The sequence below is a fragment of the Nakamurella lactea DSM 19367 genome (genome assembly GCF_000426645.1).
GTDB classification, from domain to species: domain Bacteria; phylum Actinomycetota; class Actinomycetes; order Mycobacteriales; family Nakamurellaceae; genus Nakamurella; species Nakamurella lactea.
Genome location: NZ_AUFT01000008.1, coordinates 187,427 through 208,061 on the forward strand (window position 1 = coordinate 187,427; position 20,635 = coordinate 208,061).

19 protein-coding genes are annotated in these 20,635 nt (G+C 67.9%); 12 read left to right on the top strand and 7 right to left on the bottom strand.

Features of this window, described 5'->3' with window-relative positions; genetic code table 11:
* The first annotated feature begins 22 nt into the window (after nucleotides 1-22).
* Nucleotides 23-1,456 (top strand): Si-specific NAD(P)(+) transhydrogenase, encoded by a 1,434-nt coding sequence (sthA, locus tag K340_RS0110775; RefSeq protein WP_029136712.1) that lies wholly within the window; start codon nucleotides 23-25, stop codon nucleotides 1,454-1,456.
* Between the two features lie 56 nt (nucleotides 1,457-1,512).
* On the opposite strand, the gene K340_RS0110780 is transcribed toward sthA, so the two are convergent.
* Entirely contained in the window at nucleotides 1,513-1,815 is a 303-nt protein-coding gene (locus tag K340_RS0110780; protein WP_029136713.1) for a hypothetical protein, read from the bottom strand.
* A gap of 171 nt (nucleotides 1,816-1,986) precedes the next feature.
* Between K340_RS0110780 and K340_RS29185 the strand changes: the two genes are divergently transcribed.
* Nucleotides 1,987-3,459: a sugar porter family MFS transporter gene (locus K340_RS29185; RefSeq protein ID WP_051265977.1), complete on the top strand. Its 1,473-nt coding sequence runs from the start codon at nucleotides 1,987-1,989 to the stop codon at nucleotides 3,457-3,459.
* A 97-nt stretch (nucleotides 3,460-3,556) separates the two neighbouring features.
* Here the strand turns inward: K340_RS29185 and K340_RS0110790 are convergent, their stop codons facing one another.
* Both K340_RS0110790 and K340_RS29190 read right to left on the bottom strand, forming a co-directional pair.
* Entirely contained in the window at nucleotides 3,557-4,633 is a 1,077-nt protein-coding gene (locus K340_RS0110790; protein WP_029136714.1) for an inositol-3-phosphate synthase, read from the bottom strand.
* A gap of 68 nt (nucleotides 4,634-4,701) precedes the next feature.
* The gene (locus tag K340_RS29190) at nucleotides 4,702-5,322 is read right to left on the bottom strand and encodes a PadR family transcriptional regulator (RefSeq protein ID WP_051265980.1); all 621 of its coding nucleotides are present in this window, start codon (nucleotides 5,320-5,322) and stop codon (nucleotides 4,702-4,704) included.
* Nucleotides 5,323-5,496: 174 nt separating this feature from the next.
* On the opposite strand from K340_RS29190, the gene K340_RS0110800 reads away from it, so the two are divergent.
* Both K340_RS0110800 and K340_RS0110805 read left to right on the top strand, forming a co-directional pair.
* On the top strand, nucleotides 5,497-6,381 hold the full coding sequence (locus tag K340_RS0110800; protein ID WP_029136715.1) for a hypothetical protein: 885 nt from the start codon (nucleotides 5,497-5,499) through the stop codon (nucleotides 6,379-6,381).
* A 109-nt stretch (nucleotides 6,382-6,490) separates the two neighbouring features.
* Complete coding sequence (locus tag K340_RS0110805) at nucleotides 6,491-6,898, top strand: DUF5318 family protein (protein WP_029136716.1); 408 nt, start codon at nucleotides 6,491-6,493, stop codon at nucleotides 6,896-6,898.
* 9 nt (nucleotides 6,899-6,907) lie between these two features.
* On the opposite strand, the gene K340_RS34180 is transcribed toward K340_RS0110805, so the two are convergent.
* Both K340_RS34180 and K340_RS0110815 read right to left on the bottom strand, forming a co-directional pair.
* On the bottom strand, nucleotides 6,908-8,035 hold the full coding sequence (locus K340_RS34180; protein ID WP_029136717.1) for an alpha/beta hydrolase: 1,128 nt from the start codon (nucleotides 8,033-8,035) through the stop codon (nucleotides 6,908-6,910).
* Complete coding sequence (locus K340_RS0110815) at nucleotides 8,032-8,268, bottom strand: hypothetical protein (RefSeq protein ID WP_029136718.1); 237 nt, start codon at nucleotides 8,266-8,268, stop codon at nucleotides 8,032-8,034. Before K340_RS0110815 ends, K340_RS34180 begins: the two co-directional genes overlap by 4 nt.
* Before the next feature lie 235 nt (nucleotides 8,269-8,503).
* On the opposite strand from K340_RS0110815, the gene K340_RS29200 reads away from it, so the two are divergent.
* The 7 genes from K340_RS29200 (at nucleotide 8,504) to rplI (ending at nucleotide 15,535) form a co-directional block, all read left to right on the top strand.
* Nucleotides 8,504-10,249, top strand: coding sequence for a phosphatidylglycerol lysyltransferase domain-containing protein (locus K340_RS29200; protein WP_154674189.1), 1,746 nt, complete (start codon nucleotides 8,504-8,506; stop codon nucleotides 10,247-10,249).
* A gap of 131 nt (nucleotides 10,250-10,380) precedes the next feature.
* The gene (locus K340_RS29205) at nucleotides 10,381-12,354 is read left to right on the top strand and encodes a glycosyltransferase family 87 protein (RefSeq protein ID WP_051265822.1); all 1,974 of its coding nucleotides are present in this window, start codon (nucleotides 10,381-10,383) and stop codon (nucleotides 12,352-12,354) included.
* A 117-nt stretch (nucleotides 12,355-12,471) separates the two neighbouring features.
* Nucleotides 12,472-13,473: a ketopantoate reductase family protein gene (locus K340_RS0110830; protein ID WP_029136719.1), complete on the top strand. Its 1,002-nt coding sequence runs from the start codon at nucleotides 12,472-12,474 to the stop codon at nucleotides 13,471-13,473.
* A gap of 356 nt (nucleotides 13,474-13,829) precedes the next feature.
* Nucleotides 13,830-14,138, top strand: coding sequence for a 30S ribosomal protein S6 (gene rpsF / locus K340_RS0110835; RefSeq protein WP_029136720.1), 309 nt, complete (start codon nucleotides 13,830-13,832; stop codon nucleotides 14,136-14,138).
* Nucleotides 14,139-14,168: 30 nt separating this feature from the next.
* Complete coding sequence (locus K340_RS0110840; RefSeq protein WP_029136721.1) at nucleotides 14,169-14,711, top strand: single-stranded DNA-binding protein; 543 nt, start codon at nucleotides 14,169-14,171, stop codon at nucleotides 14,709-14,711.
* A 117-nt stretch (nucleotides 14,712-14,828) separates the two neighbouring features.
* Nucleotides 14,829-15,065, top strand: coding sequence for a 30S ribosomal protein S18 (gene rpsR / locus K340_RS0110845; RefSeq protein ID WP_029136722.1), 237 nt, complete (start codon nucleotides 14,829-14,831; stop codon nucleotides 15,063-15,065).
* 17 nt (nucleotides 15,066-15,082) lie between these two features.
* Nucleotides 15,083-15,535, top strand: coding sequence for a 50S ribosomal protein L9 (gene rplI / locus K340_RS0110850; RefSeq protein ID WP_029136723.1), 453 nt, complete (start codon nucleotides 15,083-15,085; stop codon nucleotides 15,533-15,535).
* A gap of 132 nt (nucleotides 15,536-15,667) precedes the next feature.
* On the opposite strand, the gene K340_RS0110855 is transcribed toward rplI, so the two are convergent.
* A complete protein-coding gene (locus tag K340_RS0110855) occupies nucleotides 15,668-17,650 on the bottom strand; it encodes a hypothetical protein (protein WP_154674190.1) in 1,983 nt (660 codons plus the stop codon).
* Nucleotides 17,651-17,902: 252 nt separating this feature from the next.
* On the bottom strand, nucleotides 17,903-18,706 hold the full coding sequence (locus K340_RS0110860) for a hypothetical protein (RefSeq protein ID WP_029136725.1): 804 nt from the start codon (nucleotides 18,704-18,706) through the stop codon (nucleotides 17,903-17,905).
* Nucleotides 18,707-19,178: 472 nt separating this feature from the next.
* On the opposite strand from K340_RS0110860, the gene dnaB reads away from it, so the two are divergent.
* The gene (dnaB, locus tag K340_RS0110865) at nucleotides 19,179-20,576 is read left to right on the top strand and encodes a replicative DNA helicase (RefSeq protein ID WP_029136726.1); all 1,398 of its coding nucleotides are present in this window, start codon (nucleotides 19,179-19,181) and stop codon (nucleotides 20,574-20,576) included.
* Nucleotides 20,577-20,635: the final 59 nt, after the last annotated feature.

The following is a 20,635-nucleotide window of genomic DNA, read 5'->3' on the forward strand; positions in this document are numbered from 1 at the left end:
AAGTTCGGCCACACTGGCACCCGTGGAGACCTATGACTTGCTGGTGATCGGTTCCGGACCCGCCGGGCAGAAGGCGGCCATCGCGGCGGCGAAGCTGGGCAAGCGCGCAGCGGTGATCGAACGACGGGACATGATCGGCGGTGTCTGCATCAACACCGGGACCATTCCGTCCAAGACGATGCGCGAGGCGGTGCTGTACCTGACCGGGATGACGCAGCGCGAGCTGTACGGCCAGTCGTACCGGCTCAAGGACGAAATCACCGTCAGCGATCTGTCCGCACGGACCAGGCACGTGGTCGACCGGGAGATCGACGTCATCCGGAATCAGTTGTCCCGCAACCGGGTTGCCCTGCTGCCGGGGATCGCCAGGTTCATCTCGCCACACGAGCTGCGGATCGACGACGGCACCGGCGACGACCACCAGGTGTCCGCGGAGAAAATCGTCATCGCGGTCGGTACCAAGCCGGCCCGGCCGGCCAGCGTCGCCTTCGACGGGTCGACCATCGTGGATTCCGACCAGATCCTGGACATGGATCGGGTGCCGAACTCGATGGTGGTGGTCGGCGCCGGGGTGATCGGGATCGAATACGCGTCGATGTTCGCCGCGCTGGGCACCAAGGTGACGGTGGTGGAGAAGCGGCCGGCGATGCTGGACTTCTGCGACCGGGAGATCGTCGAGGCGCTGCAGTACCGGCTGCGCGACCTGGCCGTCACCTTCCGGTTCGGCGAGACCGTCAAGATCGTGGAGAAGCACGAATCCGGGACACTGACGATTCTCGAGTCCGGCAAACGGATCCCGGCCGACACGGTGCTGTACTCAGCCGGCCGGCAAGGGGTGACGGACGCGCTCGACATCGAGGCCGCCGGAGTGTCGGCGAGCGACCGTGGCCGGATCGACGTCGACGAGAGCTTCCGCACCAGCGCCCAGCACATCTATGCCGTCGGCGATGTGATCGGCTTCCCGGCACTGGCCGCGACCTCGATGGAGCAGGGCCGCCGGGCGGCCTACCACGCGTTCGGGGAGCCGATCGGCACCGCGAACGTCGACGTCCAGCCGATCGGGATCTACACCATCCCGGAGATCAGCTACGTCGGACGCAGCGAAGACGACCTGACGTCGGAGAACGTGCCGTTCGAGGTCGGCGTGGCCCGTTATCGCGAACTTGCTCGCGGCGCCATCCTCGGCGACTCGTACGGCATGCTCAAGCTGCTGGTGCACGCCGAGAACCGGAAACTGTTGGGGGTGCACGTGTTCGGCACCAACGCCACCGAGCTGGTGCACATCGGGCAGACGGTGATGGGCCTGGACGGCACCGTCGACTACCTGGTCGACGCGGTGTTCAACTATCCGACGCTGGCCGAGTCGTACAAGGTGGCGGCGCTGGATGCGGCGAACAAGATGCGGGCGATCGCCAGGGTGACCGGCGATGTCGAGGTGACCGAGCTACCGGAGTAGCGCGCAACAACTCCGCTCGGCTCCCGACTCCGGGAGCTGCTCAGGCCGACGGCCCGTCAGAGATCCTTGTTGGCCTGACCGAGCTGCTTGACCGAGAACGAGCCGGCCCCGCCGGCCAGGATGATGCCGATGATGTCGGGCGCGATGCCGCCGAGGGTCAGCAGGAAGCCCAGGGCAGCAATGCCGGTGGCGCCGAGCGCGACCGGCATCCGCTTCTTGACCCGGACGATGGTGGCGTCGCCGCCCGCCCGTTTCTGCGCGACCCGGTCCAGCTGCCACAGGTAGCCGGTGTAGCCGAGGGTGGCCAGCAGTCCGACCAAGGTGACGAAAAAGGCGATGATGCCGATAGCGGTTTCCACTGCAGGTCCTCCTCGTTGCTGCCGCCGGTTCCGGGGCCGACCACCAGCGTGCCCTAGAAGAGCGATCGGCGTCGGCAAATAGTTCCGCGCGCGCCGTCGCCCCGAAGGGTGCAGGCTGACGTCGTCCGGCACGTCGGGTCGCCGGGCGCCGGCCGGGAGGCGGTACGCCAGATGAGCGAGCACGGAACGTTCGACAGTTCGGAGTCGATCTACGGCGACGACCCCGACACGTCCAGTGGCAGCAGCGCGATCCGGATCGCCTCGGTGGCCGCGTTGGGCGGTTTCCTGTTCGGCTACGACAGCGCGGTGATCAACGGCGCGGTGTCGGCGATCGGCGACCAGTTCCAGGTGACGTCGGGGGTGCTGGGGTTCGCGGTGGCGTCAGCCCTGTTGGGAGCCGCGGCCGGGGCGCTGACCGCCGGCCGGGTCGCCGACAAGCTCGGCCGGCTTTCGGTGATGAAGATCGCCGCCGTGCTGTTCGCGATCAGCGCCATCGGTGCCGGGCTGGCGCCGAACCTGTGGCTGCTGATCGTCTTCCGGATCATCGGCGGGCTCGGCGTCGGCTTCGCCTCGGTGATCGCGCCGGCCTATATCGCCGAGATCGCCCCGGCCAGGATCCGCGGCCGGCTCGGGTCACTGCAGCAGTTGGCCATCGTCACCGGCATCTTCGTCTCGCTGCTGGTCGACTTCCTGCTGGCGAAGATCGCCGGCAACTCCCGCGCCGACCTGTGGCTGGGGCTCGAGGCCTGGCGCTGGATGTTCCTGATGATGCTGATCCCGGCCGTCGTCTACGGGCTGTTCGCCCTGACCATCCCGGAATCGCCGCGCTACCTGGTCGCCACCCACCGCATCCCGGAGGCCAGGCGGGTGCTGCGCACCCTGCTCGGTGAGGCCAATCTGGACGTCACCCTCGACCGGATCCAGCGCACCCTGGAGAAGGACAAGCCGCCGTCCTGGCGTGACCTGCGCAAACCCACCGGCGGGCTGTTCCCGATCGTCTGGGTCGGCCTGGCGCTGTCGGTGTTCCAGCAGTTCGTCGGGATCAACGTGATCTTCTACTACTCGAACGTGCTGTGGGAGGCCGTCGGCTTCGACGAGTCCGACTCGTTCGTGATCACCGTGATCACCTCGGTGGTGAACATCCTGGTGACGCTGGTGGCCATCGCCAGCATCGACAGATTCGGCCGGAAACCCCTGCTGGTGATCGGTTCCGTCGGGATGACGGTGACGCTGGCGACGATGGCCATCGTGTTCGGCACCGCATCGACCGGGCCGGACGGCACGCCGGTACTGGACGGTGCCGCCGGCCCGATCGCGCTGATCGCGGCCAACCTGTTCGTGGTCGCCTTCGGGATGAGCTGGGGTCCGGTGGTCTGGGTTCTGCTCGGGGAGAGCTTCCCGAACCGGATCAGGGCCGCGGCCCTGTCGTTCGCGGCCGCCGGCCAGTGGGTGGCGAACTGGCTGGTGACGGTGAGTTTCCCGGCGCTGAAGGACCTTTCGCTCGGATTCGCCTATGGCATGTATGCGGTCTTCGCGTTCCTGTCGTTCTTCTTCGTCATCCGTTGGGTGCGCGAGACCAAGGGCGCCGAGCTCGAGGACATGACCGAGGAGGCCCACCACCGCAAGGCCAAGAAGCAGGTCTGACGGGTCATCCCCGTCTTCGAGGTACGAACCTCGACTTCTGTGCACCACCAGCGGGTGACGAAGGCGAAATTGGTCCCCCGAGGACGGGCTGGTCGGTCTACTCGCCGCGGATGAAGGCCTCGACGGCGTCGCGGGCGACGTCGTCGCCGTACTGCTCCGGCGGGCTCTTCATGAAGTACGACGACGCCGACAGGATCGGGCCGCCAACGCCGCGGTCCAACGCGATCTTCGCGGCGCGCACCGCGTCGATGATGACGCCGGCCGAGTTCGGCGAGTCCCAGACCTCGAGCTTGTACTCCATGTTCAGCGGCACGTCGCCGAAGGCGCGACCCTCGAGCCGGACATAGGCCCACTTGCGGTCGTCCAACCATGACACGTAGTCGCTCGGGCCGATGTGCACGTTGCCGGCGCCGATGTCGTGCTGCAGCTGCGAAGTGACCGACTGGGTCTTGGAGATCTTCTTCGACTCCAGCCGGTCCCGCTCCAGCATGTTCATGAAGTCCATGTTGCCGCCGACGTTCAGCTGCATGGTGCGGTCCAGGATCACCCCGCGGTCCTCGAACAGCTTGGCCAGCACCCGGTGCGTGATGGTCGCGCCGACCTGGCTCTTGATGTCGTCACCGATGATCGGAACCCCTGCGGCCCTGAACTTCTCGGCCCACTCCGGGGTGCCGGCAATGAACACCGGCAGCGCGTTGACGAAGGCCACCCCGGCGTCGATCGCGCACTGCGCGTAGAACTTCGCCGCTGCCTCGCTGCCCACCGGCAGGTAGCAGACCAGCACGTCGGCCTGCGATTCCCTCAGTGCCGCCACGACATCGACCGGTTCGGCGTCCGACTCGGTGATGGTCTGCTGGTAGTACTTGCCCAGCCCGTCAAGGGTGGTGCCGCGCTGCACGATGACGCCGGTCGGCGGCACCTCGGCGATCTTGATGGTGTTGTTCTCGCTGGCGGCGATCGCCTCGGACAGATCGAAACCGACCTTCTTGGCGTCGACGTCGAAGGCGGCGACGAACTCCAGGTCGGAGACGTGATAGTCGCCGAACTGGACGTGCATCAGGCCGGGAACCCGGCCGCCCGGCTCTGCGTCGCGGTAGTACTCGACGCCCTGGACCAGGGATGACGCGCAGTTCCCGACGCCGATGATGGCGACGCGGATCGGATGAGTGCCCATGGTGAATTCCTGTTCTGCTGATAGCGGTGGGGGATCAGATATGTGTCAGGACAACAACGATGACGTGGTCAAGAGGGTCTGCGGTCGGCACCTCCCCGGCGGCGGGCCGGCTTCGCGCCGGATGGATCCGGCGCCGTTGCCGGGCCGGGATCGCCGAGTTGCTGCTCGGTGGCGATCAGTTCGTTGAGCCACCGCACCTCGCGTTCGGTGGCTTCAAGGCCGAGTTGTTGCAGCTGCTCGGTGTACCCGTCCATCCGGTCGGCGGCCCTGGCGATCGCCGATCGCTGCCCCTCGCGTCGCTCCTCGACCCGGCGCCGGCGGCCCTCCAGGATCCGGATCCGCGCTTCGGGCTTGGTCCGGCCGAAGAACGCCAGGTGGATGCCGAAGCCGTCGTCGGACCACGACTGCGGTCCGGAATCGGCGAGCAGGTCGGCCAGCCGTTCCTTGCCCGTCGCGGTGATGGTGTAGACCACCCGGGACCTCTTGGACGACAGCGGCACGGCATCGACATCTTCGGCCGGCGACTCCTCGGCGATGTGACCGGCTGCGAGCAGCCGCTTCAACGACGGGTACAGCGAGCCGAACGAGAAAGCACGCAGGGTGCCGAGGCTGCTGGACAGCCGTTTGCGCAGCTCGTAGCCGTGCATCGACGATTCGGCCAGAGACCCGAGGACAGCCAGCTCCAGCACCGACGATCCGCCGCTGCCCATCCGGCCTCCTGATCGCTACCCGTCCCAGACGAACGTCGACCGATCGTCGACGAGGTCATCCGCTATATCGGCACGATACATCGACGACGGGTCCAGCGACCGGCGGCCTGAGCAGACCCCCGGTCCTCCGGCCCGAGTGGCAGGATCGCGCACATGTGGCCCGGACTGGCCGGCGCGCTGCTGGCAGCGCTCTGTTACGGCGCTGCATCCGTCTTGCAGGCGGTCGGGGTCCGGCGGTTCGCGGAATCACCCGCCGGGTCACCGTTGCGGGTCCGGCTCCGACGAGCGAACGCCTACGCCGTCGGCCTGGCGCTGGACGGGGTGGGGTTCCTGGCGTCGTTGTCGGCGCTGCGCACCCTGCCGCTGTTTCTGGTGCAGTCCGCGATTGCCGCCAGTATCGCGGTGACGGCAGTGCTCGCCGTGGTCTTCCTCGATACCCACCTGCGCCGGTCCGAGGTGCTCGCGCTGGCCGCGGTGGGGGCCGGCCTGGTCGCGCTCGCCGTCAGCGGATCCAGCGGTCCGTCCGTGATCCTGTCGGACACCGCCTCGCTGATCCTGCTGCTGGCCATCGTGCCGACCGGACTCCTTGCGCTGACGGCTGTTCGCCGTCCGTTCGGCCGCCGGAACGCGGCCGGTAACGGCCGCCGGGCCGGGCGGCGGCGGGCGGTAGTCCTCGCGATCGCCGCCGGAGTCGGCTTCGGCGGGGTCGGCATCGCCGCCCGGGTGGTGGTGATCCCCGATCCGTGGTGGCGGCTTCTCGGTGATCCGGTGCCGTGGGCGCTGATCGGCTTCGCCGTGCTCTCGTCGGTGTGTTACGCGTTCGCCCTGGCCGCCGGGCGGGTCACCACGGTGGCAGCCATTTCGTTGGCGATCGAGACGGTGGTCCCGGCCGCCGTCGGTCTGCGCTGGCTGGGTGACGCGGTGCGCCCCGGGTTCACCGCGCTGGCGGTACTCGGCTTCCTGGCCACCCTCGGAGGGTGCCTGGCCCTGAGTCGCAGCGGCGAGCTGGTGACGCTCGAATCGTCCGGCGCCGGGTGACCGCACCGTCGGCCGGGTCCGCCGCGATGGTGGTTGCGGGCGGCGCGGTCCGCGAGGTTTCGCTGCGCCGGGGGGCGCCCGCAACGGCATGACGGGTAATCTTTGATGGGTGCGAACGCAGAGAGGGCTGGTCGACTACGCCTTGAAGCGCCGCGCCGTGCTCGCCGAGGTAATGGCCGGCCGCGCCGCCGTCGACGACGTCTGTGATGCCTCCCCGTACCTGGTGCGCGCAGCGAAGTTCCATGGCATCGTCACCGATCTGCCGTGCCCGGTCTGCCGCAAAGAACCGCTCACCCACGTCTATTGGGTCTACGGCGACGAGATCAAGCACCTGGCCGGCTCCGCCCGCACGCCCACCGAGCTCGAACAGCTGGCCGGTTCCTATCGGGAATTCAGTGTGTACCAGGTCGAGGTCTGTCGGACCTGCTCGTGGAACCACCTGGTCGCCGCGTTCGTGATGGGCACCGACGGTGAGCAGCAGGAGCCCCGCCGGACCCGTCGCCGCGCGGCGAAGTGAGCCGGCCGGCTACCGGGCCAGTATCTTCGCGAACCAGGCGAACCCCGCCCTGCTGTGGACCTTCCAGGCGACGGACGAATGCCCGCCGGTCGCGGTGGTCAACACCTCCAGCTGATCCGTGGGCGGCACCTGCTGCTGGAAGCGGGCCAGCTGCTGCAGGTCTTCCCGGTTGTCCCTGGATGCCGACAGGAAGAATGCCAGCGACGGATGCCGGCGCCTGATCGTCATGATCGGGGCGTTCGCGTCGACCTCGCTCTGGTCGGTGAACAGCGGACCGGTGGTGTCGTCGACGATGGTGCGGAAGTAGCCGGACAACACCATCGCGCCGCCGTAAACCGTGGGATGACGCAACGCCAGGTTGGCGGCGCAGTACCCGCCCGTCGAATATCCACCGACGATCAGATCCTGCCTGGTGCGGCCGACCCGCAGGTGAGAACGGATGTACTGCGGCACATCGTGGGACAGGTAGGTGTCGGCCAGCGATCCCGGATGCACCTTGGGATCGGCGTTCACGCATTCGCTGTCCCGGCCGCGGATCGGGTTCTGCTGTGGCATCACGGCCACCACCGCCGGCATCGCGCCGTCCGCGATCATGGTGTCGAGGGCGGACTGCAGGTTCAGGTATGCGGTCCACGACCGCTCGTTCCCCGGATATCCCGGCTGTAACTGCAGCAGCGGGAAACGCCTGGTGTCGTTCGCCTGATAGCTGCCGGGCAGATACACCTCAGCAGGCAGCGAGTAGCCCGTCGATGCCCCGCGAATCGTCACGGCTTCCACCTTCGATCGGTGGGCGTCGGACTCGTCGACGGCCCGTTCCGCCGGGGTGGTCTGCCAGGTGTCGGCGGCCGACCGTACCGGGTCGACGCTGCGCCGGGCTGCGGTCTGCCGATCGACGATCACCTGCGGGTTCAGCCCGGCCGTCGACCCGACGATGCCGGGCCAGGTGGTGTAGTAGTCGCCGGATCTGTTGATCGCCACGACGCCACTGGCGATCAGCAGGACCTGCACCGCCAGCAACGCACCGAACCGACCGATTCGCCGATGCCGGAAGCGGTTCCAGCGGACGATCGACAGCGCGATCAGCCCAGCCGTGGCGGCCAGTATGACGATCTGCAGGCTCAGTGAATTCGGCGTCATCGAAGGTAACCCCAGACCTCGGGCCAGGTCTGGAACAGGCTGGTGATCAGGTTGATCCCGATGAACGCTCCGAGCGTCAAGAGCGCACACGACAGCAGCGGACCGGCGGCGCGCAGCAGCAGCCAGCCACCACGGCGGTCCCAGGCGAACGCCGTCACGCCGGTCAACGCCACGGCCGCGACGATCGCCACGCACATCAACCCGACGCTGGACGGCTGCAGGAACTGAGTCACGGCGTGCCCTTCCGTCGCCGTTCACCGGGTCAAATACACCGGCTTTTCACACCGGGCTGACATCGACAATGCCTACTTTCACGGTGAGACCTGTGAACCGCCTGATGGTCTGTTGTGAGTCTTATCGGTGCCTCATCGAGTGGGAACGAGGGGTTGAGTGGCGATGGACGATCTTCCCCGGCCGGCCGGATCCGCTCGCAGCTGGTCGGGTGGCTGGTCGGTTGCCTCGTCACGGATGTCACGCCTGATTGCCCTGTGCGCCGGCCTCTACGGCCTGCTGACCATGGCGCGTGGCATCTGGCCGGTGCATCACCTGCAGCAGGAACTGCTCGGAGTCAGGGTGCACATCGTTCCCGGACCGGTCGGCTCGGCCCTTACCGTGGGGCTGGGCGCCGCGATCGTGCTGGTCGCACACGGGTTGGCCCGCCGCAAGCGCCGCGCCTGGCAGGTCGCCGCCGGTGTGCTCGGGGTGCTGACCCTGTTGGATGCCTTTCGGCCCAAGGACTTCGATTCGCTGATCGTCTCGGTGGCGTTGTTGTTGCTGCTGGTTGCCTGCCGCCCGCAGTTCACCGGCCGCACCGACGCCACCCTGCGGGGCAGCGCCGCCGGCGCGTCCGCGGTGATCCTGGCCATGGGGTTCCTCGTCGGGATGGTCGCCATGGGCGCCGACCGGCAGCATCTGGTCGGCGACACCGGGCTCGGGGCCAGGGCCGTGACGGTGCTGCGCGGCTTTCTCGGCGTCGGCGGACCGGTGAGGTTCGAGGCCGCGCACCGGCAGGCGCAGTTCGAGCTGACGCTGGTGGCCTTCACCCTCTTGGTGATCGCCGTTGCCGGCTACCTGTTGTTGCGCGCCGCGGAGCCGGCCCCGTTCCGCACCCCGGCCGAACAGGCGGCGGTGACCGAACTGCTCGAGCGGCACGGGCCACGCGACTCGTTGGGCTACTTCGCTTTGCGGGCCGACAAGAGCGTCGTGGTGTCACCGACCGGGAAGGCCGCGATCACCTACCGGGTGATCACCGGGGTGGCGATGGTCTCGGCCGACCCACTCGGCGAACCGGATGCCTGGCCGCCGGCGATCGCCGCGTATTTGGCCCTGTGTCGACGCAACTCCTGGGTTCCGGCCGTCCTCGGCTGCTCCGCCGAGGGCGCGCTGGCGTTCCGGCGGCAGGGCCTGTCGGTCCTCGAGATCGGTGACGAGGCGTTGGTCGACGCATCCTCGTTCTCGCTCGAGGGCAGGTCGATGCGGAACGTGCGGCAGATGGTGAACCGGGTCCGTCGCAACGGCTATCAGGTCGAAGTGCGTCGCATCGAACAGTTGTCCGGCGACGAGCTGGGCGTCCTGGAGGAGTGCGCGGCCCGATGGCGGATCGGCCGCCTCGAACGCGGGTACTCGATGGCGCTCGGCCGGTTCGGCGGACCGGGCTGCGTGATCGTCATTGCTTCCAGCGCGGAACCGGATGGTTCTCCGCGGCCCAGGGCGTTGCTGCAGTTCGTCCCGTGGGGAAACGACGGCTGGTCGCTGGATCTGATGCGACGGGACCCGGCGGCCGATCCGGGGATGAACGACTTCATGATCGTCAGCGCGCTCCAGCAGGCTGGACAGTTCGGCATCAGCCGGGTGTCGCTGAACTTCGCGATGCTCCGCCAGGCCTTCGCGCAGGGTGAGCGGCTCGGCGCCGGCTGGGCGGCCCGCGGCTGGGCCGGTCTGCTGCGGCAGCTGTCCCGGTGGTTCCAGCTGGAGTCGCTGTACCGGTTCAATGCCAAGTTCGGGCCGACCTGGGTGCCGCGCTATCTGTGCTTCCGCGGCATCGCGTCCTTGCCCAGGGTCGGCTACGCGGCGATGGAGGCCGAGGCGTTCGTCCAGCGTCCGGTGGCGCTCAAGCGGCTGAGCGGCAGAACTGTGGTCTCCGGCGATCAGTTGGTGCCGCTGCCGCGAACGTCGGCGCTGCCGCGGACTTCGACCCGGCGGCTCGCCGACTGATCCTCGATCGGCGGCGTGGCAGGTCGCCGCGCCGCCACTGTCAGTAGGCTCTGCCGGGTGAGCGAGCGCCAGCGAGCGAAGATTGATACAGATCGGGGTACCTGCGCGGGGAACGAGCGGCAGGGACCCCGGTGAGCGGTCCGACCCCCGGCGACGAGACGTCGCAGCCTGCCCTGCCGCCGGATCATCCGGACCGGGCGTTCTCGCCGGAGGCGACAGCAGCTTCGGCCCCGGCCGGCAGCGACCGGGCCGACAGCGCCCCGGCCGACGGCGACCCGGCTGGGCCCGACGACGCCGACGTCACCGTGCTTGCCGACCCGGCCGACCTGCCCCCCTCGTCATCCCTGTCGCCGGCGGATCGCGTCATCCCGTCCTGGACCGACCCGACCGTCCGCCGCGCCTCGGACCTGGTCGGAGGCCCTCTGGGCCGGCACGCCCAGGTCGGCCGGAACCGGCTGATCACCCCGCTGCGGGTCTGCCTGATGTTCGGCATCGTGGTGCTCGCGCTGGGCTGGATGTTCAAGTCGCCATGCATCCAGCAGGGCGGCGACAGCGCGCAGCCGACGCTTGACCAGTCCGGGCAGCGGCCGTGGCTCACCGGTTGCTACAACGACGTGGTCCCGCTGTACGGCAGCCGCGGCTTCGACCGGCCGCAGGACTTCCCGTACGCGAACTCGTTCATCGAGCTCAAGGACGGCGGCGAGCGGCGGATCTATCCGGCCGACATCGTGACCCCCTCCGGTGACGGATTCCAGGCCGCCACCCCCAAAGGCCCGGTCCAGCTGTCGGACAAGGACATCGTCGGTGACGCCGACTCCGGCTACCGGGAGGTGCAGGGCAACCAGCTGGTCCCGGTCGGCAACATCGACGACCTCGGGCAGGTGCGTTACCTGGAGTACCCGGTGCTGACCGGGCTGTTCCAGTGGGGCGTCAGCTGGACCACCGAGGGTTACCTGAACCTGGCCCGCAGCAGCGGGATCCTGCCGGTGCCGCTGGATGTCGCCGCGTACTTCACCATCGGCGCGATCTTCCTGGCGCTGTTCTACCTGTGGGCGATCGCCTGCACCGCGCGGATGTCCCGCAAGCGCATCTGGGACACCGCGATCATGTGCCTGTCGCCGCTGCTGGTCGTGCACGCCTTCACCAACTGGGACCTGCTCGCGGTCGGGCTGTGCGCCGGCGGCATGTGGGCCTGGTCGCGGAACAGACCCGTGCTGTCCGGCGTCCTGCTGGGACTGGGAATGGCCGCCAAGCTGTACCCGATCCTGCTGCTCGGACCGCTGCTGGTGTTGTGCCTGCGGGCCGGAAAGATGGGCGCCTGGGTCCGGGCGATGCTCGGCGCCGCGGTTGCGGTGGTGGCCGTCAACCTCCCGGTACTGCTGGCCTACCCGCACGCCTGGTACGAGTTCATCCGGCTCAACTCGGAACGACCGCCGGAGTGGGACTCCTGGTACTTCCTGTTCGCGCACATCACTGGCTCGAAGATCTGGGACAACGACGCCAACGCGGATACCCCTACCTTCCTCAACAACCTGTCGCTGTTGCTGTTCCTGCTCGCCTGCGCGGCGATCGGCTGGTTCGCGCTGTCCGTGCGGCGCCGCCCGCGGTTCGCCCAGCTCGCCTTCCTGGTGGTCGCCGCCTTCCTGCTGACGAACAAGGTGTGGTCGCCGCAGTACTCGATCTGGCTGCTCCCGCTGGTGGCGTTGGCGCTGCCCCGCTGGCGCCCGGTGATGATCTGGCAGATCTCCGAGGTGGTGGTCTGGATGCTGCTGATGTTCCAGTTCGCCGGGGTGGACAACAAGGGACTGTCGGTGGAGCCGTTCGTCGGCGCCGCGATCATCCGCGGCGCCCTGGTGATCATGCTCATCGTGATGGTGATCAGGGACGCCCTTCGGCCCGAGCGTGACCTGGTCCGGCAGACCGGCGACGACGACCCGACCGGCGGCGTCCTCGAAAACCAGCCGGACCGGTTCACCCTGCCGTCCCTGCCCACCCTGGTCCGGCGGCTGCACGACGGCGGCCGGCGCACCGACGAGCCACTGGAGACGGTGACTGCCCGGCCCGTGCTGACCGCGGTACCCGGCGAGCCGGAACCGCGGGTCTGACGCCGACCCCGAACCGATCGGGCCTCAACTTTCGCAAAGCCCCAGCACGACCAGGCCTTTTGCCGAAGTTGAGGCCCGATCGGTTCGGGTAGCGCGGATCACTGAATAATCGCGCCCATGAGATTCGTGGTGGTCGGGGCCGGTGCGGTCGGTGGCGTGGTCGGCGGTCTGCTGGACGTCGCCGGATTCAACGTGACCCTGGTGGCCCGCGGCGAGCATCTGACGAAGATCCAGCAGGCGGGGCTGCGACTGCGCACGATCGACGGCGAGCAGTTGTTGCCCATCCGGGCCGTCGGATCCGTCGCCGAGGTCGACTGGTGCGCGACGGGCGACCCAGCCGACCCGGCCGGGGAGACGGTCGTCCTGCTGGCGGTGAAGAGCGACGCCACCGCCGGTCTGCTCGCCGAACTGGCCGCGGTCGCGCCGCCCACGATCGCCCTGGCCTGCCTGCAGAACGGCGTCGCCAACGAGCCCCTCGCACTGCGCTGGTTCGAGCGGGTCTACGGAATCTGCGTGATGGCCCCGACCTCGCACACCGAGCCCGGTCTGGTGGCCGCGGACTGCGGCCCGGTCGCGGCGGTGCTGGACATCGGGAGGTATCCGGCGACCGAGGATGTCGACCCGGCTGCCGCGACGATCGCCGCCGCCCTCGAACGGGCCGGCATGTTGTCGCAGCCGCGGGCCGACGTCATGCCGGCGAAGTACCGCAAATTGCTGAGCAATCTCGGCAACGCGGTGGATGCCGCCTGTGCCCGCGGCGAGGCCGCGACCGAACTGATGCGCCTCGCCAGGGCCGAGGGCGAGGCGGTGCTGACCGCCGCCGGCATCGCGGTGACCAGCGCCGACGACGACACCGACCGCCGCGGCGATCTGCTCCGTGCGTACGGACCGCCCGGCTCCAGGGGCGGCGGCTCCACCTGGCAGAGCCTGGCGCGCGGGACCGGAGCGGTGGAGACCGACTACCTGAACGGCGAGATCGTCGCGGTCGCCCGCCGGAGCCGGCAAACCGCCCCGGTGAACGAGTTGCTGCAACGCACCGTCGCCGCCTTGGCCACCGAGCGCGGTCGGCCCCGCAGTCTCGACGCCGCCGCCCTGCTGACGAAGCTGGACCGGGGCTGACGGCCAACCAGCGACGCCGGGTCGGGCGGGACAACCGCGCTACGCCGGGACAACCGCGCTACGCCCCATCGTTTGCCGGCACAGCAACGCGAGGACACGAGCCCGGCGACGCAGGAGCCGGTCTCGTGGCCGCAAGCGAGCGCGGCCGGCGAACCAAGACAACACAGCGCGGCCGGCGAACCAAGACAACACAGCGCGGCCGGCGAACCGGACAACGCTGATAGACTGCTTGCTGCCCGCCTCGCCGTGAGGTGGGCAGCATGCTGTTGGGGTCAGTCCCGGTTGTTGCCGGAGCCGCCCAGCATCACCCTCCTGCCGCGGAAAGACCGCGGCCGACGAGTCCACAGGAGGTGAACGTGAGCGTTTCCATTGCGCCGCGTCACTACGAACTACTGCTCATCCTCGACCCGAACCTCGACGAGCGCACCGTCGCTCCGTCGATCGACACGTTCCTCAACGTGATCCGCCAGGGCGAGGGCACCGTCGAGAAGGTCGACATCTGGGGTAAGCGCCGTCTCGCCTACGAGATCCGCAAGCAGCCCGAAGGCATCTACGCCGTCATCGACGTCACCTGCACCTCCGCGGTGGTCTCCGAGCTCGACCGTCAGCTCAACCTGAACGAGTCGGTGCTGCGGACCAAGATCACCCGGCCGGACGCCAAGTAACCCCGACCGCGTTCCGAACAGGAGAAAGTCATGGCAGGCGACACCATCATCACTGTGGTCGGCAACCTGACCGCCGATCCTGAGCTGCGCTTCACCGCTTCCGGCGCTGCCGTCGCGAACTTCACCGTCGCGTCGACCCCGCGCATCTTCGACCGGAACTCCGGCGAATGGAAGGACCAGGAAGCGCTGTTCATGCGCTGCAACATCTGGCGCCAGGCCGCCGAGAACGTCGCCGAGTCGCTGACCCGCGGCGCGCGCGTGGTGGTCACCGGTCGGCTCAAGCAGCGCAGCTACGAGACCAAGGAAGGCGAGAAGCGCACCGTCATCGAACTGGAGGTCGACGAGATCGGCCCGTCGCTGAAGTACGCGACGGCGAAGGTCAACAAGGTCGCCAGGTCCGACGGCGGCGGTGGCGGCTACGGCGCCTCCGGCGGCTCCGGTTCCGGCGGCTACAGCGGCGGTTCCGGCGGCGGCGGTGGCAACCGCGGTGGCGGCGCACCGGTCGACGATCCGTGGGCCTCGGCGCCCCCGGCCGGCGGCGGTGGCGGCTACTCCGACGAGCCGCCGTTCTAAAGCCCTTCCGGCGCCGCAGTTCCGGACGCCACTTCACAACTCTCGACACCCCTTCGACAGCCCGGTGCTGGATCTCCCGCGCCGGCCGTCATTCCAGATTTCAGGAGAATTCCCACCATGCCCAAGCCCCCCGTCCGCAAGCCGAAGAAGAAGGTCTGCGCCTTCTGCAAGGAATCGGCGCCGGCCATCGACTACAAGGACACCACCCTGCTGCGCCGGTTCATCTCCGACCGCGGCAAGATCCGCGCGCGTCGGGTCACCGGCAACTGCACCCAGCACCAGCGCGACATCGCCACGGCCGTGAAGAACGCCCGTGAGGTCGCCCTGCTGCCGTACACCTCGACCGCTCGCTGATCAGGAAGGAATCGAACATGAAACTCATCCTGACCACTGACGTCGAGAACCTCGGCGGCCCCGGCGACATCGTCGAGGTGAAGGACGGCTACGGCCGCAACTTCCTGCTCCCGCAGGGCAAGGCCATCGTCGCCACCAAGGGCGCCGAGAAGCAGGTCCAGACCATCAAGCGGGCCCAGCTGGCGCGGGAGATCCGCGGCTCAGAGCACGCCAACGAGGTCAAGCAGTCGCTGGAGAAGCTCGCGGTCACCATCACCGCCCGCACCACCGGCGACGGCAGCAAGCTGTTCGGCTCGATCACCAACGCCGACGTGGCCGACGCGGTCAAGAAGGCCGGCGGACCGACGCTGGACAAGCGCACCATCGCCACCGACGGGCACATCAAGACCGTCGGCAAGCACCCGGTCGCGGTCAAACTGCACCCCGAGGTGACTGCCAACGTCACCGTCGTGGTTGTCGCCGAGAAGTAACGGCAACAACGCCGCGTCTGCATCCAGGGCACCAGCGATGGGCCGCGATCCCCGCTCCGGCGAGGGGTCGCGGCCCATCTCCGTTCCGCCGGACTCATCTCATTGCTGCCTGGGGCGGTAGTTCAGGCAGCGTTACCGCTGGCCTACCGTCACGGCCGGGGTTCGCGTCGTGCGTCCGGATGGACCCGGCCTACCGAACGCGAGCAACAGCACCGCCGCGACGACCGGGACGCCCGCACCCAAAGGCTGAAACGCTGCCAGGACAGGATGACCGGTGACCTGCGCCGCCGCGGCACTATTCCTGACCAGGACTGCAACGCAAAGACCTCCGGCAACGCATACCGGGATTCTGGGTAGTCGGTAGCCGCTCAGAACTCCCGGGACCGTGGCCAGGAATGCCGCAACCGCCAGCAGCAGTAGATGGTTCGACGGCATGAGCAGACGCGATTCCGGAGCGAACGACACCAGTGCCGTGCTGCCCAGCCAACCCAATCCGGCGAAACTGGCGGCCGTGGCCAGCAGAACGACGTTCCGGATGCGTTCAGGACCGGCTTGATAGGGGATCAGACCAAGCGCGCGACCGGTGAGCAGTTCACGCACCGATCGACGTCCCGCTCGCTGCGCAGCGAGAACTCCCAGGCCGCCAGCGCCGATCAACATCGTGACCGAGATCAACCACGGCCAGATGGACCACACCAAACCGGCGCCGAGGACCAATGGTGCGCCGACTCCGATCAAGAGCGGAAGTACGAAGAGCCAGCCTCGAAGAATCACGCGACGATCCGATGAGCGGCGCGCCAGATCTTCGATCGCCGTCAGCCGGCTGCCCCATCGGCGCGCACAGTCGGTGAGACCGCCGGCTCGCAAGCAGAGCCAGGCGAGCCGAAAGCGAAAGAGCATATGGGGCGCCAGGTATGCGCCCAACCGGTGATCCCAGATGGGGTGGGAACCGGCAACCGCTGCTTGCGAAACTCCGTCCGGAAGTTCCGGATAGCTGGGCCGGCCGACGATGTCCTGTGCGGTTGCGTATTCACGCCACTCGACTCCGGAACGAGGTGAGTCGATTTCGGTGTCCAGGGCCCGCAGACCCCACCAGCGCGCCGACAACGCGATCAGGACACCCAAGACCGTGAGAGTCCAGTCGACCACTGTCACCGCAGTCAGGCTTCGCGCGAGACTCGTGAAGCCCCCGAACCAATCCAGGGACGGTATGGAAGGAGGAAGGAGGGCAAGAGGACTGGTGGCAGAGACCGCCACGAAGCCCAACATTCCCTCGAACATCTCCCGGTCGGCCTGCGCATATGCGGTCATGAACGGATGAAAGGACCAAGCAGCTAACCCGGCACCGATGAGCACGAGGAACCCCGACACCGCAGCTTTCGGGGTACTCAATGCCCTCAGGAAGGTAATGGGGCGGAGGCCGGAGGCAATCCCGATCAACGAGCGGACAGCGGTATTCCGCCGGCGGCTCAGTAGGAGATGGGAAAGATAGCCGCCTTGGGAGTGCGCCACGATTGTTGCACTGTCGCAGCGGGATTCGAGCCATCGCAGGTCAGCGTCAATCTTGTCCACGATCGCATTCGTGCGGTCGGGATCGGCGGCGGCAACCTTCACATGCTGGGCGAGATTGAACCTGCTCGAGAGAAACCACAGAGCACCGGTGGTCAGGACCGCCAGCACCGGCCAGGTCGCTGGGCCACTGATGAGGCTGACGGCCCACGCGCCGACGACGACGAAAGCAATGAAGGTCAGGATCCGCCACATCACCCTTGCCATGCCCGGGTCCGGTAGCGCCACCCGCGGGGACCACCACGGGCCGCGACGCGGTTGGGCGTTCTCGTGCGGGGTCGGCGAGAGCATCCAGAGGATCGCCTGACCGAGGTTCAGCCACCACCACGGCCGATGACGCCACCACGATGGCCGGTTCTCATGGAATGTCTCCGACCAGAGTGATTCAGCGAGAATCAGGCTGAACGAATGCCCGTTGGCGTCGGTGATGGCAGCACGCAGGTTGGCAGGTTCGGTGTGGTCCTGCTGGGTGCCATCGACCTTGCGGACCCGGCAACCCATGGCGGTCAAGGCGTCGAGAATCGGCTCGCCCAGTTCGGAGAGCATCGAACCTCGGCGCTGGTTGCCGACGCCGTGAACCAACAGCCACCCCACTGTGCGGTCACCGCCCGCTCCGCCAGGCGACTTCGACTTACGTTGCCTGCGACTGCTCAAGAGAACCCCCAGGTGCTTCCTCGGTCAGGTCATGACGCGAGGATCGCAGGGGGTACCGACAGCCGGTCATGGTCGGCGACCGGCAGTACGCCGGCCCCTGACGCTCGGTGCGTCCGGGGCCGGCTCCGTTGTCGCGGGGAATCGTCAGGTGAGGTAGCCCTTGATGTCGTCGGCGGAGGTCGCCGGCGAGCCGGCGGTCACGCATTTCGAATCGGGCAATTCCGGCTTGGCGCTCGCCTTCGCGTAATGGGTGTCGATGTCCAGCGAACCCTCGTCACCAGCCTGGATGGTCATCGTCAGCGAGGCCATCGCCCCGTCGTCGTCCAACTGCGCCACAGCGGTGACGTCGATGTCGTCGGGATCGGCGCCGGCCGGAATGCTGGTGTTGCCGAGCTTCATCATCGCCGCGGTGTCGACGGCGACGGTGATGGTGTGCTCGTCGCCGCTGATCTTCGTGGCGGCCTTCATCAGATCCGCCATCTTGGTCTGGCTCGTCTGCTCGCCCATGAACTCCTCGGCGAGGTCGGCGCTGACGGCATGGCTGGTGATGCGGACGTCGCACCCCTTCGGACCGTCGGCGGAGTAGTCCGTCGGGTCGGTGACGTAGAGCGTGCCGTCGGCGTAGTCGATCGTCACCGTCTCGTCCGGGCTGCCCGAACAGCCGGAGGAGGAATCCGGCGAGGTGACGTAGTCCATGGTGAAGGTCTCGGCGGGCTCGGTCGATGAGGTCATCGCGATGCACGGCAGGGTTCGGCCGGACAGGGCGCCGTGGCCGGAGAATGTCATCGACATCTCGACGCCCCCCCAGCCCTGCATCTTCTTCTCGGCATCGACCAGTTTGACGGCGAGCGGATCGCCGGCAACCGAGCCCGGGGCGTTGCCGCAGCCCGTCAACAGAATCGCTCCGAGCGCGGCGGTGGTCAGCAGGATGATCGATGATCTACGCATGCCTCCTGCGACGTCCCGGGGTGGGCGATCGGTTCCCCGGTCGGGGATCCAGTGCCCGAACCGACACGCCGGAGGACGCCACGCCGTCAGCCCCGAATTGATAGTTGTCCACAGCGTGCGGCGGGGCAACCAGTGCTGTGACCTGCACAAAGTGGAATTTGCGTGGAAGATTTCCCCACAACTGTCCACACGCTGAGCACCGGTCGACCTGCGCCGATCCGGATCCGTCAACACGGCGTCAACAGCGGTGTGCACAGCTGCTTTTGGTGCCCGGGCGCTGTCGTCATACGGTCGGATCTTCCGGTTGTAGATCTCTGGCTGTCGGTGTCCGTCGACATCATCTGTTGGTATGTCGTCACCGAATTCCGGAACCGCCGTCCGGGGCCGGGCGCGCCGCCGGACCGGTGGCAACCAGGCAGTCCAGAATCAGGCAGTACAAGGTCCGCACGCGGACGAGGAGGTCGGGGCACCGATGACGGCTGGGGCGGCGCTGCAGGAACAGCAGTACGAGTCCGAGCCGCGGGCGTCCCGCTTCGATCGTCAGCCGCCGCAGGATCTGGCCGCCGAGCAGTCGGTGATCGGTGGCATGTTGCTGAGCAAGGACGCCATCGCCGATGTCGTCGAGACGCTGCGCACCGGCGACTTCTACAAGCCGGCGCACGCGTTGATCTTCGACGCGATCCTGGACCTGTACGCCAAGGGTGAGCCGGCCGATCCGATCACGGTGTCGGCGGAGTTGGACCGGGTCGGCAGCATCGGCCGGGTGGGTGGCGCGACCTATCTGCACCACCTGACCTCGACGGTGCCGACGGCGGCGAACGCCGGCTACTACGCGCGGATCGTGGCCGAGAAGGCGATCCTGCGGCGGCTGGTGGAGGCCGGAACCACGATTGTGCAGTTGGGCTACGGCGGCGCCGAGGGTGAGGTCGGCGGTGGTGAGGTCGACCAGATCGTCGACCGGGCGCAGGCCGAGATCTATGAGGTGACGGAGCGGCGGACGGCCGAGGATTACGTGATCCTGGACGATCTGCTGCAGCCGACGCTGGACGAGATCGACGCGATCGCCAACAACGGCGGAATGTCGTCGGGGATCCCGACCGGTTATGCCGACCTGGATGCGCTGACGAACGGGCTGCATCCGGGTCAGATGGTGATCATCGCGGGCCGGCCGGGTATGGGTAAGTCCACGGTGGCGATGGACATGGCCCGCAACGCCGCGATCAAGCACAAGATGTCGACCGTGGTGTTCTCGCTGGAAATGAGCAAGACCGACCTGACGATGCGGTTGTTGTCGGCGGAGGCGGAGATCAAGCTCAGCCAGATGCGCGGCGGGTCGATGACGGACCGGGACTGGCAGAAGATCGTCCGGCGGATGGGCGAGATCTCCGATGCGCCTTTGTACATCGACGATTCGCCGAACATGACGATCATGGAAATCAGGGCGAAGGCGCGGCGGCTCAAGCAGCGCACCGACCTGAAGCTGATCGTGGTCGACTACCTGCAGCTGATGACCTCGGGCAAGAAGGTCGAGTCCCGGCAGCAGGAGGTCTCCGAGTTCTCCCGGCAGATGAAGCTGCTGGCCAAGGAACTCGAGGTTCCCGTGGTCGCGCTGTCGCAGCTGAACCGTGGACCTGAGCAGCGCACCGACAAGCGGCCGATGCTGTCCGATCTTCGTGAGTCCGGTTCGCTGGAGCAGGACGCCGACCTGGTGATCCTGGTGCACCGGCCCGATGCCTGGGACGCCGAGGATCCCCGCGCCGGCGAGGCCGACCTGATCGTGGCCAAGCACCGGAACGGCGAGACCCGCACCATCCCGGTCGCCCACCAGCTGCACTATTCCCGCTTCACCGACCTCGCGGCGGGCATGTAGGACCCGGGTTCGGCTCCCCACTGGTGCAGGTCGATTCACCTGTGGAGACGGGAATCGAT